Below are 20,520 nucleotides of genomic sequence, written 5' to 3' on the forward strand. Positions count from 1 at the left end.
GTCGGCGAGGGCCCTTCGGAGGAGGTCAGCGGTTCAGTGCCGGGATGATCTCCGCGCCGTACGCGTCGATCGTCGTTTCCTTCGCGTCGTGCATGTTGTAGAGCGCGAACTGGTCGACGCCCAGGTCGCGCAGCGCCTGGAGCTTCTCGATGTGCGCCTCGGCCGGCCCGAGCAGGCAGAACCGGTCGACGATCTCGTCGGGGACGAAGTCGGTGGACGGATTGCCGGCGCGGCCGTGGTGGCTGTAGTCGTAGCCGTGCCGCCCCTTGATGTAGGCGGTGAGCGCCTCCGGGACCATGTCGGAGTGCTCGCCGTAGCGGGAGACGAGGTCCGCGACGTGGTTGCCCACCATCCCGCCGAACCACCGGCACTGCTCCCGGGCGTGCGTCAGGTCGTCGCTCACGTACGCGGGCGCCGCGACGCAGACGGTGACGGAGGCCGGGTCGCGTCCGGCGTCGGCGGCCGCGGTGCGCACGGCCTTCACCATCCACTCCGTCAGATACGGGTCGGCCAGCTGGAGGATGAAACCGTCGGCCTTCTGCCCGGCGAGAGCCAGGGCCTTGGGCCCGTACGCCGCCATCCATACCGGCAGCTTCCCGTCCCTGATCCACGGGATCCGCAGCGGCTGACCGTCGACGACGGTCTCGCGCCCTTCCGCGAGATCGCGGATCACGTCGATCGCCTCGCCGAGCCTGGCGAGCGTGTTGGGGCTGCGTCCGGCCACCCGCATGGCGGAGTCACCGCGCCCGATGCCGCACACGGTGCGGTTGCCGTACATCTCGTTGAGGGTGGCGAAGGTGGAGGCGGTCACCTCCCAGGTGCGGGTGCCGGGGTTGGTCACCATGGGGCCGACGGTGAGTTTCGTCGTGTGTTCCAGGATGCGGCTGTAGATGACGAACGGCTCCTGCCACAGCACCGCGGAGTCGAAGGTCCAGCCGTAGCGGAAGCCGTTGCGTTCCGCGCGCCGCATCAGCCCGACGACCGCGGACGCGGGCGGGTCGGTCTGCAGGACAAGTCCGAAGTCCACGGCATGGCCTCCTAGTTCAGGTACTGGCAGGTGGAGCGGGGGGTGTACACGCCGTGGCCGGCGCGGCCGGTGAACGTCCGCCCGTCGATGACCACTTCGCCCCGGGACAGCACGGTCTCCACCTGGCCGGTGATCCGCTTTCCCTCGTACGCCGAGTAGTCGACGTTCATGTGGTGCGTCCGGACGGACAGGGTCTGTTCGGCGTGCGGGTCGTAGATGACGATGTCGGCGTCGGCACCAGGGGCGATGGTGCCCTTCTTCGGGTAGAGGCCGAACATCCTGGCCGGGGTGGCGCAGGCGATCTCGATCCAGCGGCGGCGGCTGATGTGCCCGTCGACGACGGCCTGGTGGAGGAGGTCCATGCGGTTCTCCACGCCCGGGAGACCGTTGGGGATCTTGGAGAAGTCACCGCGGCCGAGTTCCTTCTGCCCGGTGAAGCAGAAGGGGCAGTGGTCGGTGGAGACCACCTGGAGGTCGTTGGTCCGCAGGCCCCGCCACAGTGCCGCCTGGTGCTCGCGCGGCCTGAGCGGTGTGGAGCAGACGTACTTGGCGCCCTCGAAGTCCGGCTCGGCGAGGTTGTCGGTGGACAGGAACAGGTACTGCGGGCAGGTCTCGCCGAAGACGGGCAGTCCCTTGTCGCGGGCCGCGGCGAGCTCCGCCACGGCCTCCTCCGCGGAGACGTGCACCACGTACAGCGGGGCGCCGGCGACGCGGGCGAGCTGGATGGCCCGGTGGGTGGCCTCGGCCTCCAGCAGGACCTTGCGGACCTCGCCGTGGTACCGCGGATCGGTGCGGCCCTCGGCGAGCGCCTGCTCGACCAGCACGTCGATGGCGATGCCGTTCTCCGCGTGCATCATGATCAGGCCGCCGTTGACGGCGGAGCGCTGCATCGCGCGCAGGATCTGGCCGTCGTCGCTGTAGAAGACGCCGGGGTAGGCCATGAAGAGTTTGAAGGAGGTGATGCCCTCCTCCACCAGCAGGTCCATCTCCTTGAGCGACTGCTCGTTGACGTCGGAGAGGATCATGTGGAAGCCGTAGTCGACGGCGCAGTTGCCGTCGGCCTTGGCGTACCAGGCGTCGAGGCCCTCCCGCAGCGCCCGCCCCACCGACTGCACCGCGAAGTCGATGATGGTGGTCGTGCCGCCCCAGGCGGCGGCGCGGGTGCCCGTCTCGAACGTGTCGGAGGCGAAGGTCCCGCCGAACGGCAGCTCCATATGGGTGTGGGCGTCGACGCCGCCCGGCAGGACGTACTTGCTGGTCGCGTCGATGGTGCGGGCGGCCGTCCACGTCTTCGAGACGGGCGAGTTGTGCGCGGCGAGCGCGGCGATGCGGCCGTCCTCGACGAGCACGTCGGCGTGCATCTCGTCGGCGGCGGTCACGACGAGTCCGCCGCGGATCAGAGTGCGGTTGCTCATGGTCTCCTCGCGTGGGAAGTGGCGGCGGTCGCGTGGCAACTACAGGCGGCGCAGGGCCCGTTCAAGGACGAGGGCACCCTCTTCCGCTTCCGCGACGGTCAGGGAGAGCGGCGGGGCGATGCGCAGGACGCTGGTGTTGTGGCCGCCGCCCTTGCCGATCAGCAGGCCGCCCTCGCGGGCGGCCTCGAGGACGGTCGCCGCCGCCTGCGGGTCCGCCTCGTCGGTGCCCGGCCTGACCAGCTCGATGCCGATCATGAGTCCCCGGCCCCGTACCTCCCGCACCGCGGGCACGCTCGCCGCGATGCCGCGCAGCCGTTCGATCAGCATGCCGCCGACCCGGCGGGCGTTGCCCTGGAGGTCGTGCTCCAGGAGGTACGAGAGGTTGGCGACGCCGGCGGCCATGGTGACGGGGCTGCCTCCGAAGGTGGAGATGGAGTTCGCGTCGAGGCAGTTCATGATCTCGGCGCGGGCGACGACGCCGCCCACGGACATGCCGTTGCCGATGCCCTTGGCGAAGGTGAGGATGTCGGGCGGACCGCTCCGGCCGTGGGCCTGCCAACCCCAGAAGTGCTCGCCGGTGCGGCCCCAGCCGGTCTGCACCTCGTCGGAGATCCACAGGATGCCGTGCCGGTCCAGGACCTCGCGGAAGGCGGCGTACAGACCGTCGGGCGGTGAGGTGAAGCCGCCGACGCCCTGCACCGGCTCCGCGATCAGCGCGGCCACGTCGTGGGTGTGTCCGAGGAGGTCCTCGAGGTCGGCGACGCACGCCTCGATGAACTGCGCGTCGGAGAGGTGGGCGAAGGGGCCGCGGCTGCGGACGCCCCCGTGCACGTACAGCGTCTGGAGCGGCGAGAGGCTGGTCGGCGACCAGGCGTGGTTGCCGGTGATGGAGACCGCGGAGAACGACCGGCCGTGGTAGCTGTTGCGCATCGCCAGGATCTGGTTGGAGCGGCGGTGGCCGGTCGCCAGCAGCAGAGCGGTGTCGTTGGCCTCCGTGCCGGAGGTGGTGAAGAAGACGCGGGCGTCCGGGATGCCGGAGAGCGCGGCGATCCGTTCGGCGAGCTCCACCATGGGGCGGTTGAGGTAGAGGGTGGAGGAGTGGATGAGCCGGCCGGCCTGCTCGCTCACCGCCTTGGTGACCTCTGGCAGTGCGTGCGCGGTCATGGTGGTGAGGATGCCGCCGAAGAAGTCCAGGTAGCGGTTGCCGTCCGCGTCCCACACGTGGCGTCCCTCGCCGTGGGTGATCTCGATCGGCTGCTTGTAGTAGAGCGCCACCCAGTCGGGGATGACGGCACGGTGCCGCTCGTAGAGGTCCGTCACGGCTGCACCAGCCCCTCGTACGCGTCGGGCCGGCGGTCGCGGTAGAACGCCCACTGCTGCCGCACCGCCTCGATCAGGTCGAAGTCGAGGTCCCGTACGACGAGCTCCTCCTCCTTGTCGCTGGCGACGTCGCCGACGAACTGGCCGCGCGGGTCGACGAAGTAGCTGGTGCCGTAGAAGTCGTTGTCGCCGTACTCCTCGATGCCGACGCGGTTGATGGCGGCGACGAAGTACTCGTTGGCGACGGCGGCGGCGGGCTGCTCCAGCTGCCACAGGTGGGAGGACAGTCCACGGTGCGTGGCGGACGGGTTGTACACCAACTGGGCGCCGGCAAGCCCCAGTTGCCGCCAGCCCTCCGGGAAGTGGCGGTCGTAGCAGATGTAGACGCCGACCTTGCCGACCGCGGTGTCGAACACGGGCCAGCCGGCGTTGCCGGGCCTGAAGTAGTACTTCTCCCAGAAGCCCTTGACCTGGGGGATGTGGTGCTTGCGGTACTTGCCCAGGTAGCTGCCGTCGGCGTCGATCACGGCGGCGGTGTTGTAGTAGAAGCCCGCGCCCTCGACCTCGAAGACCGGGACGACGATCACCATGCCGGTCTCGCGGGCGAGTTCCTGCATCCGCCGGACCGTCGGACCGTCCGGGACCGGCTCCGCCCAGCGGTAGTGCTCGGGGTCCTGGACCTGGCAGAAGTAGGGGGCGTTGAAGACCTCTTGGAAGCCGATGACCTTGGCGCCCTGCCGGGCCGCCTCCCGGGCGTGTTCCTCATGTTTGGCGATCATGGATTCGGTGTCGCCGGTCCAGGTGGCCTGGACGAGTGCGGCGCGTACGACAGTGGCCATGAGCTGCTCCTTCGACAGGACGTCCGAGAGCTTCTACGCACGTAGACACAGTGCGTAGGAGGAGAACGTAAGCCGCGTCACACTCGGGGGCAAGACCATCGTCGTGAACCCGCTGAGTCGATCTTGTTTCGTACCCGAGCGGTCGACATCGATCACTTTCAGCCGCGGATGTGTCCGGCCACGCGCAGCGCGTGGACGACGTCCCGCTCCCTGGCCGGTGAGACGTCCCGGGCGGCGTCGAGAAGCATCGGCACCAGCCGGCCAGGGTCCCGTGCCACGCAGGCCGCGGAGTCCGCGGCGGTGCGGACCTGCACGAACGCGGCCAGCAGGGTACGGGCGCGGTGCGGCGTGCCCGCCTCCTCGAGCGTGAGGACGGCGTCCGCGATCTCGTCGGCGGAGCGGAAGACCCCCTGGCGCAGCAACTGCTCGCCGTCGTCGACCCGGCCCGCCGCGACGAGCGCCTCCGCGGCGGCGGCGAGCCGCAGGGCCGGCTGGGACGCCACCTCCCAGAGCAGGGTGGCCCAGTCCGCCGCCGGCCCGGAGCGGTTCAGCTCGTCGGCGAGCGCCGGCAGCCAGGCCGCGGGCCGTGCGGCGGCCTCGCAGATCAGGGCGTGCGCCTCGCCGCCGCGGCCCTCGGCGCGGAGCCGGCCGAGCGCGGCGACGGTGTCCCTGGCGGCGCGGTACGCACCCTCCGGCACAGGCGGCGCCTCGGGGACGGCTTCGGCCGCGACGCCGCCGTAGCGGGCGCCGCGCGGCACGTCACCCGCGACCGGCAGCAGGGGCACGGCGACGGCGTCGTCCCCCGCGTCCTCCATGCCGGCGAACCGGGCCCCGCCGCGAGGACGGCGCTTCTTGCCCGCGCCCCGCCTCTTCCCGTCGCCCTGCGGGGCCTCGGGCGGCTGCCGCTCCTCGGTCCGCGTTCCCGCGCCGTCGGACTCCGCGGGCCGGTGCGCCGGATCGTATGCGGGCCCGGGACCGCGCGGGACGAAGTGGGCCAGGCGGGAGTCCAGTTCCGCGAGGCGGCGCACGGCCCTGGTGTGGTCGTCCCTGGTCCACGCCAGTTCATGGGTGAGGCGTTCCGCCTCCGCCGAGCCCTGCGCGCACCCGGGCAGCAGCCGGAGCAGTTCCTCGGCCCGTCCCTGTGCGCGCAGACGCTCTCGGCGCATGAACTCGACCCGTTCCTCCAGCCTTTCGCGACCGCCCGGCAGCCGGTCGTGCGCGGCTGCGGCCGCCGCGTGCAGTCCGGCCGCCCGCGCGGACTCCGCGGCGTACCGCTCCGGCAGGTCGTGCAGCAGGGACTCGACCACGTCCCAGGGCGGGATCTCGCTGCCGTCCAGACAGGCCCGCATGCCCTCCGGGTCACGCCGCAGGAATATCGCGTACCAGCCTCCGGCCGGGTCGAGCCGATCCACCAGCTCCCCGAAGTACCGCGCGAACATCCCGATTTCCGCCGGGAGTTGATGCACCGTCATCGCCGCCCCTGCCCCACTGCCGAATGGAGCCCTCCGCTCCGAGGACACCGCAGGCATTCGACCGCAGGGGTGTTACAGGGCTGCTACGGCACCTTTTCAGAACGTGACCGCGATACCGGTGTGCGGGCGCTTGCCCAGTCGCACGATCATCGCCGGCCAGTCGACGGCCCAGAACTGCCAGGTGTATTTCCGTGACAGGAGCCGGCGGACCACGCCCAGTTCGGCCCCGTCCAGGAGCCGGGCGGTGCCCTCCGCGGTGGGCGCGCCCTCCTCGATCTTGCCCCGCACGTCGCAGACGGTGACGACGACCCGGCTGTCGTTACGCAGGCGCTTGACCTTCCACGAGTCCGTGCGGGTCCAGAGGAACAACTCACCGCCGTCCACCGCGAACCACACGGGTGTGGCCACTCCGGTCCCGTTCTTACGGAACGTGGTGACACTGACGTACCTGGCGCTGGCGAACATCTCGGCACTCACGCCCGCGAGACTACGCCCCCTGCCGCAGGCTCAGGCCGCCGGTACCGGCACGGGCGCCTGCACCGGCACGGGCGGCGGGGCACAATGGACGGCGAGTTCGTCCATGGACAGGCCGAGCGCCACGGCCAGCGCGGCGACGGTGAAGAACGCCGGGGTGGGGGCCCGCCCTGTCTCGATCTTGCGCAGTGTCTCCGGGGAGATGCCCGCGACGGCGGCCACCTCGACCATGCTGCGGTCGCCGCGCGCCTGGCGGAGAAGCCGGCCGAGCCGTTCGCCGCGTTCGCGCTCTTCGGCGGTGAGAGGGGTGCGCACCATGCCCCGCATTCTACTGCCGGTATTCATATCCCGGTATAGAAATACCGCTCCGGACCGGGCGCCGGTCTTGTCGGCCCGGCGGAACCGTCAGCCTTCACCGACGAACCGCCGGGCCAGCTCCTCGCCCAGTTCCTCCGCCGCGGCACGGCTCTCGATCGGCGAGACCTTCGAGTCCTTGAAGACGATGTAGGTGACTCCGGAGGCAACGCCGCCCGTCGCCGGGTCCGGGTCGATCCCGAGCGCCTCCGCCGCCGCATAGGACGCCTCGCCGATGATCCCGCTCGGCCCGGTGTCGCCGACCACCCCGTACACGACCTTGCCGTCGTGGACGATCGCGGCGGCGGAACCGCCTCGGACACCCGACGCCCAGTAGTTCCAGACCGGGCTGGGGGCAGGCACGACGACGAACGGCAACTCCGCCGCGTCGAGATACTTCCCGTCCGAGCCGGTGAAGGCCGTGCTCGGGTGGAACGAGGGATCGGTACGGCTGTTGCACCGCGTGCTGCGCCGACCGTCGCAGTCGATGTCCATGTCCGCCTGCCAGAAGACAGCCCCGTCGTGCTCGCAGACGGGAATGTTCGCCGCCCCGCCCCGGTCGGCACTGTAGCCGCCCTTGGAGACCCGGGTGCAGTGCTCCACCTCGGCCAGCAGCGCTGCCGCGTCGACACCCGCCGCTGATGCCGAGCGGTAGTGGCCGGGCGAGGGCGGCGGCGGCACGGGGCCGGGCTGAGCGACCGCCGGGAGCGCCGCCGTTCCGAGCAGGACCGAACCGACTGCCACCGTGAGAGCGGTGTTTCGAATGCGCACAGGGAGCCTTTCTGGTCGAAAGGCTCCCTACCCGTAGATGCGCGAACAGCCACAGCCGCACCGCCGGACGGGTTACCGATGGGGTGTCCCGTGGTTTCGTCAGCGGGACGGGCGGACCACCATCGCGGAACCGCCGCCGCGCCGTTGCTTCTCCGCCGCCGCGAGCCACCGGCCGTCCGGCAGCCGTTGGACGCCCGTGGCGGCCCCGATCTCCTGGTTCAGCCGGAACCTGTGCCCGATCGCCTCGAGACGCTGCCTCAAGGGGCTGTTCCACAGGGCCGGTTCCAGCTCGGTCGTCGGCTGGTTGCGCTGGCTGGCCCGGGGCGCGGCGATCGCTTCCACCAGCGGCAGTCCGCGGTCCAGATGGCCCGTCAGGGTCTGAAGGACCGTCGTGATGATGGTCGCGCCGCCCGGTGAGCCGAGGGCCAGCACGGGACGGCCGTGGTGGTCGAGCACGATCGTGGGCGACATGGACGAACGCGGCCGCTTGCCGGGGCCGGGCAGGTTCGGGTCGTGGACCGCGGGGTCGGCCGGCCGGAAGGAGAAGTCGGTCAGCTCGTTGTTGAGCAGGAACCCGCGCCCGGGGACGGTGATGCCGCTGCCGCCGGTCTGCTCGATGGTGAGCGTGTAGGCGACGACGTTGCCCCATTTGTCGGCGGTCGTCAGATGGGTGGTGTTCTCGCCCTCGTACGTCGTCGGGGCCGCCGCTCCCGCCGTCCCGCAGCGCTCCGGCCGGCGCGGGTCGCCCGGCGCCAGCGGACTGGTGAGCACCGCGTCGTCCTTGATCAGACATTCCCTCGAGTCGGCGAAGCGCTGGGACAGCAGACCGGCGGTCGGCACGTCCTCGAACGCCGGGTCGCCGACCCACCGCCCCCGGTCCGCGAACACGATGCGGCTCGCCTCGATGAACCGGTGCAGATACCGCTCCTCGGAGACGTCCGACAGGTCGGTGCGCTCCAGGATGTTGAGCGCCTCGCCGACGCTGGTGCCGCCCGAGGAGGACGGGGGCATGCCGTAGACGTTGAGGCCCCGGTACGACACCTTCGCCGGTTCGCGGCGCACCGTCTCGTACGCGCGCAGGTCGTGCTTCGTCAGGTCTCCGGGCCGGACCACCCGGGTGGCGTCCTCGTCGACGGGCGGGTTGCGCACGGTGTCGACGATGTCCCTGGCGAGGGCGCCCTTGTAGAGCGCGCCGGCCCCCTTTCTGCCGAGTTCCTCGTAGGTGCGGGCCAGATCGGGGTTCCTGATGACCGATCCGACGACCGGAAGACGCCCGTCGGGCAGGAACAGCTCGGCGGAGGCGGGGAAGTCCCGGAAGCGCTCCTCGTTGGCCGCGGTCTGCGCACGGAAGGTGTCGTCGACGGTGAACCCGTGCTCCGCCAGGCGCTCCGCGGGCTTCAGCAGCTCGCCCAGCGGCCGGCTGCCCCACGCTTCGAGGGCGGTGTCCCAGGTGGCGGGGGTGCCGGGCGTGCCGACACCGAGGCCGCTGGTCACGGCCTCCGCGAACGGTACGGGCGTGCCGTTCTCGAGGAAGAGCGAGGCGTCGGCCGAACGCGGGGCGGTCTCCCGGCCGTCGACGGTGTGCACCGTACGGGTCCTGGCGTCGTAGTGGACGAAGTAGCCACCGCCGCCGATGCCGGCGGAGTACGGCTCCGTCACGCCGAGCGCCGCGGCGGTCGCCACCGCCGCGTCAACGGCGTTGCCGCCGTTGCGGAGCACCTCGATACCCGCCGCCGACGCGTCGGCGTCGACGCTCGCCACCGCCCCGCCGTGGCCGACGGCCACGGGGGTCTTGGCGGGTGGTGCCGTGGGAGGGGCGGTGCGGGGCGTGGGCGGGGATGCGGCGCCGATCGAGACGACGGCCGCGGCAAGGGCCACGACCGACACTTTCCGTGCGGTGGAGCGACGCATTCGTACCTCCAGTCAGCCGGTGTCGGCGCAGCGTAACGGTTCCCGGCGCGGGAGTCCCGGGTGCCCGCGGGCGCGTCGCCGGCTCAGCCGGCCGCCCGGTGCGAACTGCGCGCCTGCGGCACCGCGGTCCGGGCCGCCCTCGTCACATCGGCGACCAGCTCGACCACATCGGGGCCGTACGCCTGCGAGTTGACCACCTTGAGCAGCAGGCAGAAGGAACCGTTGCCGTGCTTACGGGCGAGCTTCTCGTGGTGCCGGGCCAGATAGCGGGTGGCCGCCTGGTTGGTGACGGCTCGCTGCCCGCAGAACAGGAACACGGGCCGGGCGTCCTCACCTGCGGTCAGCCGCGCCAGCAGCACGTACTCGGTCGCGCCGGGCTCCATGCGGTAACGCTCGGAGCCGATCTGGAACGCGCCCTGGTCCGGCCCCGGTTCGGGATCGGTGTTCACCTTCACCCCGGGCAGCATGGAGTGCAGATGGGCTGCCGTACGACGGTTCGAGACCGGCCCACCCACACAGAACTCCGTGCGCTCGCCGAAACCCTGCTGCGCCGTGTCGTGCCAGACGATCTGCGCGTTCGCCCCGCAGTCCTTGATGAGCGCGGAAAGTTCCAGCAGCGCGAAGACGTCGAAGCGGTGCACCGAGCCGTCCCGGCCCGCCTCGCGGTTGACGACGAGCAGGGACTCCGAGTTCCCGGGCAGGCCGAAGAAGCCCTGCTTGCGCCGCAGCCGGCGGCGCCAGAGGTAGGTGCGGGCGAGCCAGCCGATCGCGGCACTGATTCCCGCGGCCACCACACCGAGCACGATGTTGCGTACGTCGTCAGTCATGGGCGCGCATGTTAGCGGTGCCGCAGACGCCTGTTCGAGCCGGTGCCTTCGGCGACTGCCGCGTATCTCGCTGACACGACGTCCAATAATTGTTACGGTGGCGTAACTTACCGGGGAGTTACCTCAGGTAGCTCCGCGACCTTACCGTCGGGTCACTTCGTTGGGACAGATGAGTCAGGAGTGACCTGTGGGACTTCCTCGCAAGGCTCTGCGCACCACCGCCATCGGTACGGTCTCGGCCGCGCTGCTCGCCGGTTCCGCCACCGCCGCGGCTCCCGCCGCCCTCCCGGCCGCCGCCCCGGCCGCGACCCCGCACAACAGCGCCGCCACCGCCTCCCCCGACGTCCGCTTCGTCGACATCGAGGGCGACGGCGGGATCGTGCTGAAGGCCAATGTCGTCACACCCGCCGGCGCCGACGGCCGGCAGACGTATCCCGTCGTCGTGCTGCCCACCAGCTGGGCGATGCCGCAGATCGAGTACCTCGCCCAGGCGAAGAAGCTCGCCGACTCCGGCTATGTGGTGGTGAGTTACAACTCCCGCGGCTTCTGGCAGTCCGGCGGCGAGATCGAGACGGCCGGACCGCCCGACATCGCCGACGCGTCCAAGGTGATCGACTGGGCGCTGGCCAACACACCGGCCGACCCGGAGCGGGTGGGCATGGCGGGCGTCTCCTACGGCGCCGGCATCAGTCTGCTCGCCTCCGCGAAGGACAAGCGCATCAAGGCGGTTGCCGCGCTCAGCGGCTGGGCGGACCTCATCGACTCCATCTACAGCGGCCGCACGCAGCATCTGCAGGCCGCGGCCCTCCTCAGCGGCGCCGGCCATCTGACGGGCCGCCCCAGCGCCGAGCTCCAGGAGATCATGACCGCCTTCCTGACCTCCGACCTGACCAAGGAACAGGAGATGATCGAGTGGGGGCGCAAGCGCTCCCCCGCCACATACCTCGACGAGATCAACGCCAACGGCGCCGCGATCATGCTCGGCAACGCGTGGGGCGACTCGCTCTTCCCGCCCAACCAGTACGCCGACTTCTACGAGCGGCTCAGCGGCCCCAAGCGCCTGGAGTTCCGCCCCGGCGACCACGCCACCGCCGAGGGCACCGGCCTGCTCGGGCTGCCCAACGACACCTGGACGAGCGCCCACCGATGGCTGGACCACCACCTCAAGGGCGTCGACAACGGTGTGGACCGCGAGCAACCCGTACTGATACGGACCCGCACGGGCGGCGCGGTGGAGACGTACCCCGACTGGAAGTCGGTGGGCGCGGACCGGAAGAAGATCGCACTCGGCGAGGCGCAGAGCATCCGCACGGGCGTCGACTCCGGGGCGAACGGCGGGCTCATCTTCCTCTCCAGCATGCTCGACCAGTTCGCCCAGCTGCCGCCGATGGCGTCGATCCCGCTGCTGCCGCGCTCCTTCGCAGCGGTGTGGCAGTCCGAGCGGTACTGGACGGAGCAGCGGGTGCGCGGCACCGCGAAGCTGCACACCACGGTCACGAGCACCAAGGAGAGCGGCACCCTCGTCGCGTACCTCTACGACGTGGGCCCGCTCGGCCTCGGCAAGCTGGTCGCAAGCGCGCCGTACACGTTCCACGGCAGGACGCCGGGTCAGCCGTTCGCCGTCGACCTGGAGTTGTACTCCACCGCCTACGACGTACCGGCCGGCCACCGTCTCGCCGTGGTCGTCGACACCGTCGACCCGCTCTACATCGAGCACAACCCGACCGGCGCGCAGCTGACCTTCTCCTCGCCCGCGGCCGACCCGTCGTACCTCTCGGTCCCGCTGCGCCAGAAGTGATCACCGGCCGCTGCCGGCTGGGCCCCTCACTCAAGCAGGGGCCGAGTGGTGCTCCATGCGCCACTGCGCCGGCCCGCTCGCGCCCGCAAGGGGGCTCGGGGAGCCTTCGGCAGCGGCGTTCCCGGTCGAGCCCGCCCGCACGCGGCATCTTCCGCCGTGCGGGCGGGCCCGGACCCGGTGTTCCCTGTGGTCCGTGAACGGCCCCATCGGCGCCGGCGGCCCCATCAGTGCTTGAGGATCTTGGAGAGGAAGTCCTTGGCGCGGTCGGTCTCCGGACGCGTGAAGAAGTCGTCCGGGGAGCGGTCCTCGAGGATGCGGCCATCGGCCATGAAGACGACGCGGTTCGCGGCGGAGCGGGCGAAGCCCATCTCGTGGGTGACGACCACCATGGTCATCCCCTCGGCGGCGAGCTGCTGCATCACCTCCAGCACCTCGTTGATCATCTCCGGGTCGAGGGCCGAGGTCGGTTCGTCGAAGAGCATGACCTTGGGGTCCATGGCGAGCGCGCGAGCGATGGCCACGCGCTGCTGCTGGCCGCCGGAGAGCTGGGCCGGGTACTTGTCCGCCTGGTCGGCGAGCCCGACCCGATCGAGCAGTTCACGGGAGCGGCGGTCCGCCTCGTCCCTCTTGCGGCCGCGGGCCTTGACCGGACCGAGCGAGACATTGGCCAGCACGGTCTTGTGCGCGAAGAGGTTGAACGACTGGAAGACCATGCCGACGTCCGCCCGGAGCTTCGCGAGCTCGCGTCCCTCCGCCGGGAGGGGTTGTCCGTCGATCAGGATGTCGCCCGATTCGACGGTCTCCAGCCGGTTGATGACCCGGCACAGCGTCGACTTCCCCGAGCCCGACGGACCGATGACCACCACCACCTCCCCACGGCCGACGGTGAGGTGGATGTCCTGGAGTACGTGCAACTGCCCGAAGTGCTTGTTGACCTCGCGCAGCTCGATCAACGGATCGACGGCCATACGCTGCTCTACCCACTCTCAGCTGTGTGTCGTGGCCAGCGCAAACTAACCGGCCCGCCAAGGGGGTTCGCAACCGACACGCACAGGCGGATCAAAAGCCGTACTAATACGGAATCTAGGCCTCCGACGCCTCCGCGTACACCTGCGAAAGCTCGGGAGCCCCGTTGAACGCCCACTCCACACCGGCCTCGACCACACCGATCTCCCGTCCGGAGGCGAGCTGCACCACCGGATGGCCGCCCGGCCAGATGTGCCAGGCCGCCCCGGGCACGGTGCGCACGATCACCGTGCCGAGATAGAGCCCCGCGTCGTTCCCCAGCCAGGGGAGCTCCTCCGGATCGTCGCGCCAGCGCGGCGGGAGCTGGTCCAGCGCGGTCAAGGAGCCCGGGGAGTCATCCAGTTCGAGCCCGGCCTGGGCCGCTCTGGAACGCAGCAGTTCGCACTCCGACAGCAGCTCGGTAATGGCCGCCGCGCGCTCCGGGTCGTGCCCGGCGGCGGCCGCATCGCCCTTGTCACGTTCGCCGTGGCGTCCCAGCCAGTGATCCAAGAAGGGGATGTTCATACCGCAAAGCCTCGCATCCCTGCACCCGAACGCACCACAGGGCGCGCGTCAACCAACGTCAGATGTCGAGATCGACAACGACCGGTGCGTGGTCGGAGGCACCCTTGCCCTTGCGCTCCTCGCGGTCGACGAAGCTGTCCTTGACCGCCGTGGTGAAGGGCTCGTTGCCGTAGACCAGGTCGATGCGCATGCCGCGGTTCTTGGGGAAGCAGAGCTGGCGGTAGTCCCAGTACGTGAAGGGGTGCTCGTACTTCAGCGGGCGCGGCACCACATCGGCCAGTCCGCGCTTGCGCAGTGCCTCGAGGGCAGCGCGCTCGGGCGGCGTCACATGCGTCATGCCTTCGAAGAAGGACGGGTCCCACACGTCGTCGTCGGTCGGGGCGATGTTGAAGTCGCCGAGGACGGCGAACGCACGACCGGCGGCGGCGTCCTCGGTCACCGCGACGGACAACGCCTCCAGCCAGCGCAGCTTGTAGCCGTAGTGGTCATGGGCGACCTCGCGGCCGTTGGGCACATAGACCGACCAGACGCGGGCGGGGCCGCAGGTCGCGGAGATCGCCCTCGGCTCCTGCACGCCCTCGTAGTCCGGGGCGCCGGGCAGCCCGCGCACGACGTCGTCGAGGCCCACCCGGGAGATCACCGCCACGCCGTTCCACCTGCCGGAGGCGTTGACCGCGGACTCGTAGCCGAGCTCACGCAGCTCCGCGGCGGGGAACTGCTCCTCGGTGCACTTGGTCTCCTGGAGGCACAGCACGTCCGTGCCGCTGCTCTCCAGCCAGGACAGCAGCCGGGGCAGCCGGGCGGTGATCGAGTTGACGTTCCACGTGGCGATGCGCATGCCCCAAAGCCTAACGGCGGGGTGTGACAGTCGTCCGGCCCCGCCGCGGGACCCTCACAGCTCCAGCGTCTGCCCGACGGCCAGGCGCTCGTGCCCGGCGCCGCCGAGCCCGCCGATCTGCCGGTCGTAGATGGGCCGGGCGAGGTCCGTGAGCAGGGCGTCGTGGACATCGACGGCCCGGCGCGGTGCCACCTCACGGACGTAGTCGATGACCTCCGAGATCTTGTTCCACGGGGCGTGCACCGGCAGCATCAGCGTGTCCACCGGCCGGCCGGGGACGGTGAGCGCGTCGCCGGGGTGGAAGACGGAGCCGTCCACCAGATAGCCGACATTGGTGATCCGCGGGATGTCCGGATGGATCACCGCGTGCAGCTCGCCGTGCACCTGGACGTCGAAGCCCGCCGCGGTGAAGGTGTCTCCGTGCCCCACCGTGCTCACACGCCCGGGAAAGGCGGCGGACAGCCGCTCGGCGACGCTGCGCAGGGTCCACAACCGGGTGGACGGGTCCGCCTCGAGCGCCGCCCGCAGTCTGCCCTCGTCGAAGTGGTCGGGGTGCTCGTGGGTGACCAGCAGGACATCGGCCCCCACAGCGGCGTCCTGCTCGCTGAAGCCGCCGGGGTCGATGACCAGACGCCGCCCGTCCTTCTCCAACTGGACGCAGGCGTGGATGCGCTTGGTGAGCCTCATGCCACCATCCTGCTATGCCCGCGGCGTCGTCTCCTCCTGTATCACCGCCTGCGCCACGCGGAAAGCGGAGTTCGCCGCGGGGACGCCGCAGTAGACGGCCGTGTGGATCAGGATCTCCCTGATCTCCGAGGGGGTCAGTCCGTTGCGCAGCGCGGCCCTGGTGTGCGAGGCCAGCTCGTCCAGATGCCCCCCGGCGACCAGCGCGGTCAGCGTCACACAGCTGCGCATGCGTCTGTCCAGACCCTCGCGGGTCCACACCTCGCCCCAGGCGAAGCGGGTGATCAGCTCCTGGAAGTCGCCGGTGAAGTCGTCGCCGTCGGCCAGCACGCCGTCGACGTGCGCGTCGCCGAGCACCTCACGGCGCACCTTCATCCCCGCCTGGTACGGGTCGGCCCTGCCCGGCCCGGTGGCCTGCGGCTGCTCCGTGGCGGCGGGCGCGATCTCGGCGACCGGCGCGACGGGCGGCGAGGTCACGGGAGCCGACGGGGCCGGGAAGGCTGCGAGAGTGTCGTGCCAGGCGGTGGCGAAGTGGTGGGCGAGCAGATCCGTGACGGCGGCGGGCTGCTCGACCGGCGCCAGGTGGGAGGCGCCGGGGACGAGCGCGAGCCGGGCGTCCGGTATCCCGGCGACCAGGGTGCGGGCCTCCGCGGGCCCGGTGACCTGGTCCTCGGAGCCGACCACGACGAGGGTGGGGACCTGGACACGGCCGAGGCCTGCGCGCACGTCGAACGCGGCCAGAGCCTCGCAGGCGGCGATGTAGCAGCCGGGGTCGGTGGTGCGGACCATCTGGACGGCCCACTCGACGATCGCCGGCTGGGCGGCGGCGAACGCGGGGGTGAACCAACGCTCCGGCGCGCTGCGGGCGATCGGGTCGAGCCCGTTGGTGCGGACGACGACACCGCGCTGACGGAACTCGTCCGCGGTGCCGAACCGGGGGGACGCCGCGACGAGCGCCAGCGTCGCCACGCGCTGCGGGTGGCGCAGCGCCAGCTCGATGCCCACCGCGCCGCCGACCGAGCAGCCGGCGTAGCCGAACCTCTGCACGCCGAGCTGGTCCAGGGTGGCGAGCAGCCGCTCCGCGAGGTCGCCGACGGACGCGGCGGGATACGCGGGCGCGCCACCGTGGCCGGGCAGGTCGTACCGGATCACCCGCCACCGCTCGGAGAGCTCGGCGATCTGCCGGTCCCACATGTGCCAGGTGGTACCGAGAGACGGTCCCAGGACCAGGATCGGTGCGTCTTCCGGCCCGTCGACGCGGTATTGCAGGGTTTCAGTCGTCGTCTTACTCACCCTGCTCACGCTCCCACACCTCACCATTGTCCCCGGCGGGGGGAGGACGCTCGCGCACCTCCCCAGGCTTCCGCCGCCGGGCGAAGGTCTTCCACGTCCGGCTTCACGTACCACTCATCTGTCGTCGTGACGTCGGCGTGACCCACCCACCGGGCAGGACATGCCCCACCCACCGGGAAGGACGAGCTCCGGGACACCGCTGTCCGCGAGCCAGGCCGAGCACGACGCCCGGGCATCGTACAAGCGGACCCTGCGAAGGCCGTACTCGTCCAAGAGCCCGTTGCCCGGACGCACAGGTGCCGGCCGTCGAGCAGGCGGCGGGCCTCTCGGTCGTCCACCGGGCGTCAGGGGTGCATCCGGGCGCCCTTGAGCACCTTGTCGACCGCGTTGCGCGGTCCGTAGACGGAGATGCCCACGACGTCCAACTGGTCTTTGGGCACTGCCCGGACGGCGGCGCGGTTGTCGCGGTCGTGGCCGGTGGCGAAGAGTTCGGAGGTGAACACCGAGCAGGACAGCGCGCGGGAGACGGCACGGCTGTGCGCCGCGGTGAGCGTCTCCTTCGTCCCCTCGAAGACGAGGACGGGCTGCCGGAGCATCGGCAGGTACGGGGTGTCGTCGGCGTCGGCGTACGGTTCGCCGATCACCTCGGGGTGCTCCGAGCCGAGGCCGCTGACCAGGAACGCGGTCACGTTGAGCCGCTGCCAGGTCGCGAGGTCCTGGCGGAGCAGTACGGCGATCTTGGTGTCGAAGCGTACGGGAGCGTGGTCGTTCGTCATGCTCCGAGACTGCCGATGGCACCTCCGCGCCGTCTTGTACATTCCTTGCATGGTGGCCAGGCAGCAGGTCTCCGCGTGGCGACCGCAGATCCCGGGTGTGGTGGAGGTCTTCCACGCACACTTCACCGAGCACACGTACCCGATGCACGTCCACGACGTGTGGACGCTGCTGATCGTCGACGACGGCGTGGTCCGCTACGACCTGGCCCGGCATGAGCGCGGCACCCCGAACGACACGGTGTCCCTGCTCCCGCCGCAGGTGCCGCACAACGGCTCACCGGCGACCGCGGACGGCTTCCGCAAACGAGTCCTGTATCTGGACCTGAGTCAGCTGGACGAGAGCTTCATCGGGCCGGCGGTGGACGGGCCCGATCTGGTCGACGCGCTCCTGCGACGCCGTGTGGGGCAGTTGCACAGCGCGCTGGCGGAGCGGGGCGACGAGCTGGAGGCCCAGAGCCGGCTCGCCCTCATTCGTGAAAGGCTGCGCACGCACCTGCGGCCGCGGCTCGAGTCCGGCCCAGGGACGCAGCCGTCCGCGCGCGGCGTGGCCCACGGTCTGCGGGAGCTCCTCGACGAACGGCTGCTGGACGGGGTGACCCTGGACGAGGCGGCGAGGCTGCTGCACGCCCATCCCGCGCACCTGATACGGGCGTTCAGCGGCGCGTTCGGCATCGCCCCGCACCAATACCTGATGGCCCGCCGGGTCGACCGGGCGAGGCGGCTGCTGCTGGACGGCCGGCCCCCGACCGAGGTGGCCCTCGCGGCCGGTTTCTACGACCAGTCGCACCTGAACCGCCACTTCAAACGCCTGGTAGGCACGACACCCGGGCGCTTCGCCCACGTGACCGGCCGCCCGACCGCCGTGACACGTGACCCGGCCTCCGGTCCCCGTTCTCCACTCCCGGGAGCGTCGGCGGCTCATGAGCGGTTCTCCGCCGGCTGACACCGACGCCCCCACCGCAGCGCAGGCCGACGGGGCGGAGCGGGCCGACGCCTCGCTCGAAGTCGCCGCCTCGGTGAAGCTGCCTGTCGGCGGCGCCGCTTGCGGACCTGTGGCTCCCAGCGGGCACGGACGGTCGCGTCGATCCGGTCGGTCAGATGCCGAAGCTGCTGTCGCCGCGCCGGTTGTGTGTCGTCACACGAGGGATACGGCCGGAGGCGAGGGCGGCATGGCGCGCATGTGGTGCTCGCCCACCCCGAAGCAGACCAGCCCGACCTCGTCGGCGAACTGATGGCTGTGAGCACGTCACGGACGGCCCGTGCGGTGGCTCAGTCCTTGGCCGCGGCGAGGACCATGTCCACCCCCTGGCCGCCGAGACCACCCTGCACATGAACGGGGCGGCGTACTCCGACGTGGTGTCGGTGTACGCCGCCCTGGGGCGGGGCGAGTTGCGGGAGGTGGCCCGCACTGTCATGGCGGTTACTTCGGGTCGCTGTTGAACTTGGAGGCCGACCAGAGGTAGCCGAGCACGGTCAGGGCCAGGCACCAGGCGAGGGCGAGCCATCCGTTGTGGCCGATCTCGGTGCCGAGGAGCAGTCCGCGGAGGGTTTCGATGGCGGGGGTGAAGGGCTGGTACTCGGCGATCGGCTGGAACCAGCCCGGCATCGCGTCGATGGGGACGAACGTGCTGGAGATGAGTGGCAGGAAGATCAGCGGCATGGCGTTGTTACCGGCGGCCTCGGCGTTCGGGCTGATCAGGCCCATGCCGACCGCGATCCACGTGAGTGCCAGGGCGAACAGGGTGAGCAGGGCGAACGCGGCGAGCCATTCCAGGGCGGTGGCGTCGGTGGAGCGGAAGCCGATGGCCGCGGCGACGGCGCCGACGAGGACCACGCTCATCACGCACTGCGTCACGCTGCCGATGACGTGTCCGATGAGGACCGATCCGCGGTGGATCGCCATCGTGCGGAAGCGGGCGATGATGCCCTCGTTCATGTCGGTGGAGACGGAGACCGCGGTGCCGATGGTGGTGCCGCCGATGGTCATCATCAGGATGCCCGGCACGAGGTAGGCGATGTATGCGGAGCGGTCGGCGCCGCCGCCGATGCCCGCACTCATGGTGTCGCCGAAGATGTAGACGAAGAGCAGCAGCAGCATGACCGGTGTGAGCAGGAGGTTCAGGGTGAGGGACGGATAGCGGCGCGCGTGCAGGAGGTTGCGGCGCAGCATGGTGTGGGTGTCGCGTACGGCGAGGGAGAGGGAGCTCATCGGACAGCCTCCTTCGGCTGGTTCGGCTGGGTGGGCACCTTGGAGCCCGTCAGGGCGAAGAACACGTCGTCGAGGTCAGGGGTGTGCACGGTCAGTTCGTCGGCCTCGATGCCGGCGGAGTGCAGCCGGTCGAGGATGGAGCGCAGTTCGCGCTGGGTGCCGTCGCTGGGGATCTGCAGCGCCAGCGACTCGTCGTCCCGGGCGACCTCGCGCAGAGCGGAGGCGGCACTCCGGTAGGCGGAGGGGTCGGAGAATCGGATGCGGACGTGGCCGCCGGGGATGAGCCGCTTGAGCTCCTCGGCGGTGCCGTGGGCGGCGATCTTCCCGTCGTTCAGTACCGCGATGCGGTCGGCGAGTTGGTCGGCCTCCTCGAGGTACTGGGTGGTGAGGAAGACGGTGACGCCGCCCGTGACGAGTTCGCGGATGATCTGCCACATGTTGTGGCGGCTGCGGGGGTCGAGGCCGGTGGTGGGCTCGTCGAGGAAGATGATCCGCGGGTCGCCGACGAGGGTCATGGCAATGTCGAGGCGGCGCTTCATGCCGCCGGAGTAGGTGGAGGCGGGCCTCTTCGCGGCGTCGACCAGGTCGAAGCGTTCCAGCAGTTCGGCCGCGACCCGCCGGCCCTCCCGCTTGGGCAGGTGGTGCAGGTCCGCCATGAGGAGCATGTTCTCCTCACCGGTGATCAGGCCGTCGACGGCGGAGAACTGACCGGTGACGCCGATCTTGGCACGGATGGCCTGGGGGTCGGTGGCGAGGTCGTGGCCGCCGACGCGGATCTCGCCGGAGGCGGGGTCGGGGGAGATGAGGGTGGACAGGATCTTGACGGCGGTGGTCTTGCCGGCGCCGTTCGGGCCGAGCAGGGAGAAGACCGTTCCTTCGGGGACAGCCAGATCGACGCCGTCGAGCACGGCCTTGTCACCGTAGGACTTGCGCAGCCCGTTCGCCGCGATGGCCAAGTTGGTCATGAGAGGTTCTCCTTCAG

At 70.8% G+C, this 20,520-nt stretch carries 20 protein-coding genes; 2 read left to right on the plus strand and 18 right to left on the minus strand.

What is annotated here, in order from left to right:
• Nucleotides 1–25: 25 nt before the first annotated feature.
• The 10 genes from ACIPJI_RS18765 to ACIPJI_RS18810 form a co-directional block, all read right to left on the minus strand.
• Nucleotides 26–1,027, minus strand: a complete 1,002-nt coding sequence (locus tag ACIPJI_RS18765) for a TIGR03842 family LLM class F420-dependent oxidoreductase (RefSeq protein ID WP_307709226.1) — start codon at nucleotides 1,025–1,027, stop codon at nucleotides 26–28.
• 11 nt (nucleotides 1,028–1,038) lie between these two features.
• Nucleotides 1,039–2,442, minus strand: a complete 1,404-nt coding sequence (gene hydA, locus ACIPJI_RS18770) for a dihydropyrimidinase (RefSeq protein WP_356621431.1) — start codon at nucleotides 2,440–2,442, stop codon at nucleotides 1,039–1,041.
• A gap of 39 nt (nucleotides 2,443–2,481) precedes the next feature.
• Nucleotides 2,482–3,762, minus strand: coding sequence for an aspartate aminotransferase family protein (locus tag ACIPJI_RS18775; protein ID WP_402247400.1), 1,281 nt, complete (start codon nucleotides 3,760–3,762; stop codon nucleotides 2,482–2,484).
• Nucleotides 3,759–4,601 (minus strand): nitrilase-related carbon-nitrogen hydrolase, encoded by an 843-nt coding sequence (locus ACIPJI_RS18780; RefSeq protein WP_307709223.1) that lies wholly within the window; start codon nucleotides 4,599–4,601, stop codon nucleotides 3,759–3,761. Before ACIPJI_RS18780 ends, ACIPJI_RS18775 begins: the two co-directional genes overlap by 4 nt.
• 158 nt (nucleotides 4,602–4,759) lie before the next feature.
• The gene (locus ACIPJI_RS18785) at nucleotides 4,760–6,073 is read right to left on the minus strand and encodes a hypothetical protein (protein ID WP_356621433.1); all 1,314 of its coding nucleotides are present in this window, start codon (nucleotides 6,071–6,073) and stop codon (nucleotides 4,760–4,762) included.
• 96 nt (nucleotides 6,074–6,169) lie between these two features.
• Entirely contained in the window at nucleotides 6,170–6,550 is a 381-nt protein-coding gene (locus ACIPJI_RS18790) for a PPOX class F420-dependent oxidoreductase (protein ID WP_307709221.1), read from the minus strand.
• A gap of 30 nt (nucleotides 6,551–6,580) precedes the next feature.
• A complete protein-coding gene (locus tag ACIPJI_RS18795; protein WP_356621434.1) occupies nucleotides 6,581–6,865 on the minus strand; it encodes a helix-turn-helix transcriptional regulator in 285 nt (94 codons plus the stop codon).
• A gap of 87 nt (nucleotides 6,866–6,952) precedes the next feature.
• Nucleotides 6,953–7,672 carry a glycoside hydrolase family 75 protein gene (locus tag ACIPJI_RS18800; RefSeq protein ID WP_402247404.1) on the minus strand — a complete coding sequence of 240 codons (720 nt, stop codon included), beginning with the start codon at nucleotides 7,670–7,672 and terminating at the stop codon, nucleotides 6,953–6,955.
• A gap of 99 nt (nucleotides 7,673–7,771) precedes the next feature.
• Nucleotides 7,772–9,583, minus strand: coding sequence for a gamma-glutamyltransferase (gene ggt, locus ACIPJI_RS18805; protein ID WP_402247406.1), 1,812 nt, complete (start codon nucleotides 9,581–9,583; stop codon nucleotides 7,772–7,774).
• Nucleotides 9,584–9,666: 83 nt separating this feature from the next.
• Nucleotides 9,667–10,410 carry a hypothetical protein gene (locus ACIPJI_RS18810; protein WP_402247408.1) on the minus strand — a complete coding sequence of 248 codons (744 nt, stop codon included), beginning with the start codon at nucleotides 10,408–10,410 and terminating at the stop codon, nucleotides 9,667–9,669.
• A 187-nt stretch (nucleotides 10,411–10,597) separates the two neighbouring features.
• Between ACIPJI_RS18810 and ACIPJI_RS18815 the strand changes: the two genes are divergently transcribed.
• Nucleotides 10,598–12,208 (plus strand): CocE/NonD family hydrolase, encoded by a 1,611-nt coding sequence (locus tag ACIPJI_RS18815; protein ID WP_402247410.1) that lies wholly within the window; start codon nucleotides 10,598–10,600, stop codon nucleotides 12,206–12,208.
• Between the two features lie 224 nt (nucleotides 12,209–12,432).
• On the opposite strand, the gene ACIPJI_RS18820 is transcribed toward ACIPJI_RS18815, so the two are convergent.
• The 6 genes from ACIPJI_RS18820 to ACIPJI_RS18845 form a co-directional block, all read right to left on the minus strand.
• Nucleotides 12,433–13,176: an amino acid ABC transporter ATP-binding protein gene (locus tag ACIPJI_RS18820; RefSeq protein WP_402247411.1), complete on the minus strand. Its 744-nt coding sequence runs from the start codon at nucleotides 13,174–13,176 to the stop codon at nucleotides 12,433–12,435.
• Nucleotides 13,177–13,291: 115 nt separating this feature from the next.
• Nucleotides 13,292–13,738: a DUF6278 family protein gene (locus ACIPJI_RS18825; RefSeq protein ID WP_356621439.1), complete on the minus strand. Its 447-nt coding sequence runs from the start codon at nucleotides 13,736–13,738 to the stop codon at nucleotides 13,292–13,294.
• Between the two features lie 58 nt (nucleotides 13,739–13,796).
• Nucleotides 13,797–14,576, minus strand: coding sequence for an exodeoxyribonuclease III (locus ACIPJI_RS18830; protein WP_356621440.1), 780 nt, complete (start codon nucleotides 14,574–14,576; stop codon nucleotides 13,797–13,799).
• Nucleotides 14,577–14,630: 54 nt separating this feature from the next.
• The gene (locus ACIPJI_RS18835; protein WP_402247414.1) at nucleotides 14,631–15,263 is read right to left on the minus strand and encodes an MBL fold metallo-hydrolase; all 633 of its coding nucleotides are present in this window, start codon (nucleotides 15,261–15,263) and stop codon (nucleotides 14,631–14,633) included.
• A gap of 12 nt (nucleotides 15,264–15,275) precedes the next feature.
• A complete protein-coding gene (gene pcaC, locus ACIPJI_RS18840; RefSeq protein WP_402247416.1) occupies nucleotides 15,276–16,580 on the minus strand; it encodes a 4-carboxymuconolactone decarboxylase in 1,305 nt (434 codons plus the stop codon).
• 317 nt (nucleotides 16,581–16,897) lie between these two features.
• The gene (locus ACIPJI_RS18845; protein ID WP_307709212.1) at nucleotides 16,898–17,329 is read right to left on the minus strand and encodes a DUF2000 domain-containing protein; all 432 of its coding nucleotides are present in this window, start codon (nucleotides 17,327–17,329) and stop codon (nucleotides 16,898–16,900) included.
• 49 nt (nucleotides 17,330–17,378) lie between these two features.
• Between ACIPJI_RS18845 and ACIPJI_RS18850 the strand changes: the two genes are divergently transcribed.
• A complete protein-coding gene (locus ACIPJI_RS18850; protein ID WP_402247418.1) occupies nucleotides 17,379–18,272 on the plus strand; it encodes an AraC family transcriptional regulator in 894 nt (297 codons plus the stop codon).
• A gap of 477 nt (nucleotides 18,273–18,749) precedes the next feature.
• Here ACIPJI_RS18850 and ACIPJI_RS18855 read toward each other — a convergent pair whose 3' ends face one another.
• The gene (locus ACIPJI_RS18855; RefSeq protein ID WP_402247420.1) at nucleotides 18,750–19,538 is read right to left on the minus strand and encodes an ABC transporter permease; all 789 of its coding nucleotides are present in this window, start codon (nucleotides 19,536–19,538) and stop codon (nucleotides 18,750–18,752) included.
• The gene (locus ACIPJI_RS18860) at nucleotides 19,535–20,503 is read right to left on the minus strand and encodes an ATP-binding cassette domain-containing protein (protein WP_402247422.1); all 969 of its coding nucleotides are present in this window, start codon (nucleotides 20,501–20,503) and stop codon (nucleotides 19,535–19,537) included. Before ACIPJI_RS18860 ends, ACIPJI_RS18855 begins: the two co-directional genes overlap by 4 nt.
• Nucleotides 20,504–20,520 lie beyond the last annotated feature (17 nt).

This window comes from Streptomyces sp. NPDC086835, from assembly GCF_044745705.1.
Lineage (GTDB): Bacteria > Actinomycetota > Actinomycetes > Streptomycetales > Streptomycetaceae > Streptomyces.

Coding starts and splice junctions, on each gene's coding strand:
- hydA (WP_356621431.1), bottom strand. CDS start 2,442: ATGAGCAACCGCACTCTGATCCGCGGCGGACTCGTCGTGACCGCCGCC.
- ACIPJI_RS18780 (WP_307709223.1), bottom strand. CDS start 4,601: ATGGCCACTGTCGTACGCGCCGCACTCGTCCAGGCCACCTGGACCGGC.
- ACIPJI_RS18785 (WP_356621433.1), bottom strand. CDS start 6,073: ATGACGGTGCATCAACTCCCGGCGGAAATCGGGATGTTCGCGCGGTAC.
- ACIPJI_RS18795 (WP_356621434.1), bottom strand. CDS start 6,865: ATGGTGCGCACCCCTCTCACCGCCGAAGAGCGCGAACGCGGCGAACGG.
- ggt (WP_402247406.1), bottom strand. CDS start 9,583: ATGCGTCGCTCCACCGCACGGAAAGTGTCGGTCGTGGCCCTTGCCGCG.
- ACIPJI_RS18810 (WP_402247408.1), bottom strand. CDS start 10,410: ATGACTGACGACGTACGCAACATCGTGCTCGGTGTGGTGGCCGCGGGA.
- ACIPJI_RS18820 (WP_402247411.1), bottom strand. CDS start 13,176: ATGGCCGTCGATCCGTTGATCGAGCTGCGCGAGGTCAACAAGCACTTC.
- ACIPJI_RS18825 (WP_356621439.1), bottom strand. CDS start 13,738: ATGAACATCCCCTTCTTGGATCACTGGCTGGGACGCCACGGCGAACGT.
- ACIPJI_RS18830 (WP_356621440.1), bottom strand. CDS start 14,576: ATGCGCATCGCCACGTGGAACGTCAACTCGATCACCGCCCGGCTGCCC.
- ACIPJI_RS18835 (WP_402247414.1), bottom strand. CDS start 15,263: ATGAGGCTCACCAAGCGCATCCACGCCTGCGTCCAGTTGGAGAAGGAC.
- pcaC (WP_402247416.1), bottom strand. CDS start 16,580: ATGGTGAGGTGTGGGAGCGTGAGCAGGGTGAGTAAGACGACGACTGAA.
- ACIPJI_RS18845 (WP_307709212.1), bottom strand. CDS start 17,329: ATGACGAACGACCACGCTCCCGTACGCTTCGACACCAAGATCGCCGTA.
- ACIPJI_RS18850 (WP_402247418.1), top strand. CDS start 17,379: ATGGTGGCCAGGCAGCAGGTCTCCGCGTGGCGACCGCAGATCCCGGGT.
- ACIPJI_RS18855 (WP_402247420.1), bottom strand. CDS start 19,538: ATGAGCTCCCTCTCCCTCGCCGTACGCGACACCCACACCATGCTGCGC.
- ACIPJI_RS18860 (WP_402247422.1), bottom strand. CDS start 20,503: ATGACCAACTTGGCCATCGCGGCGAACGGGCTGCGCAAGTCCTACGGT.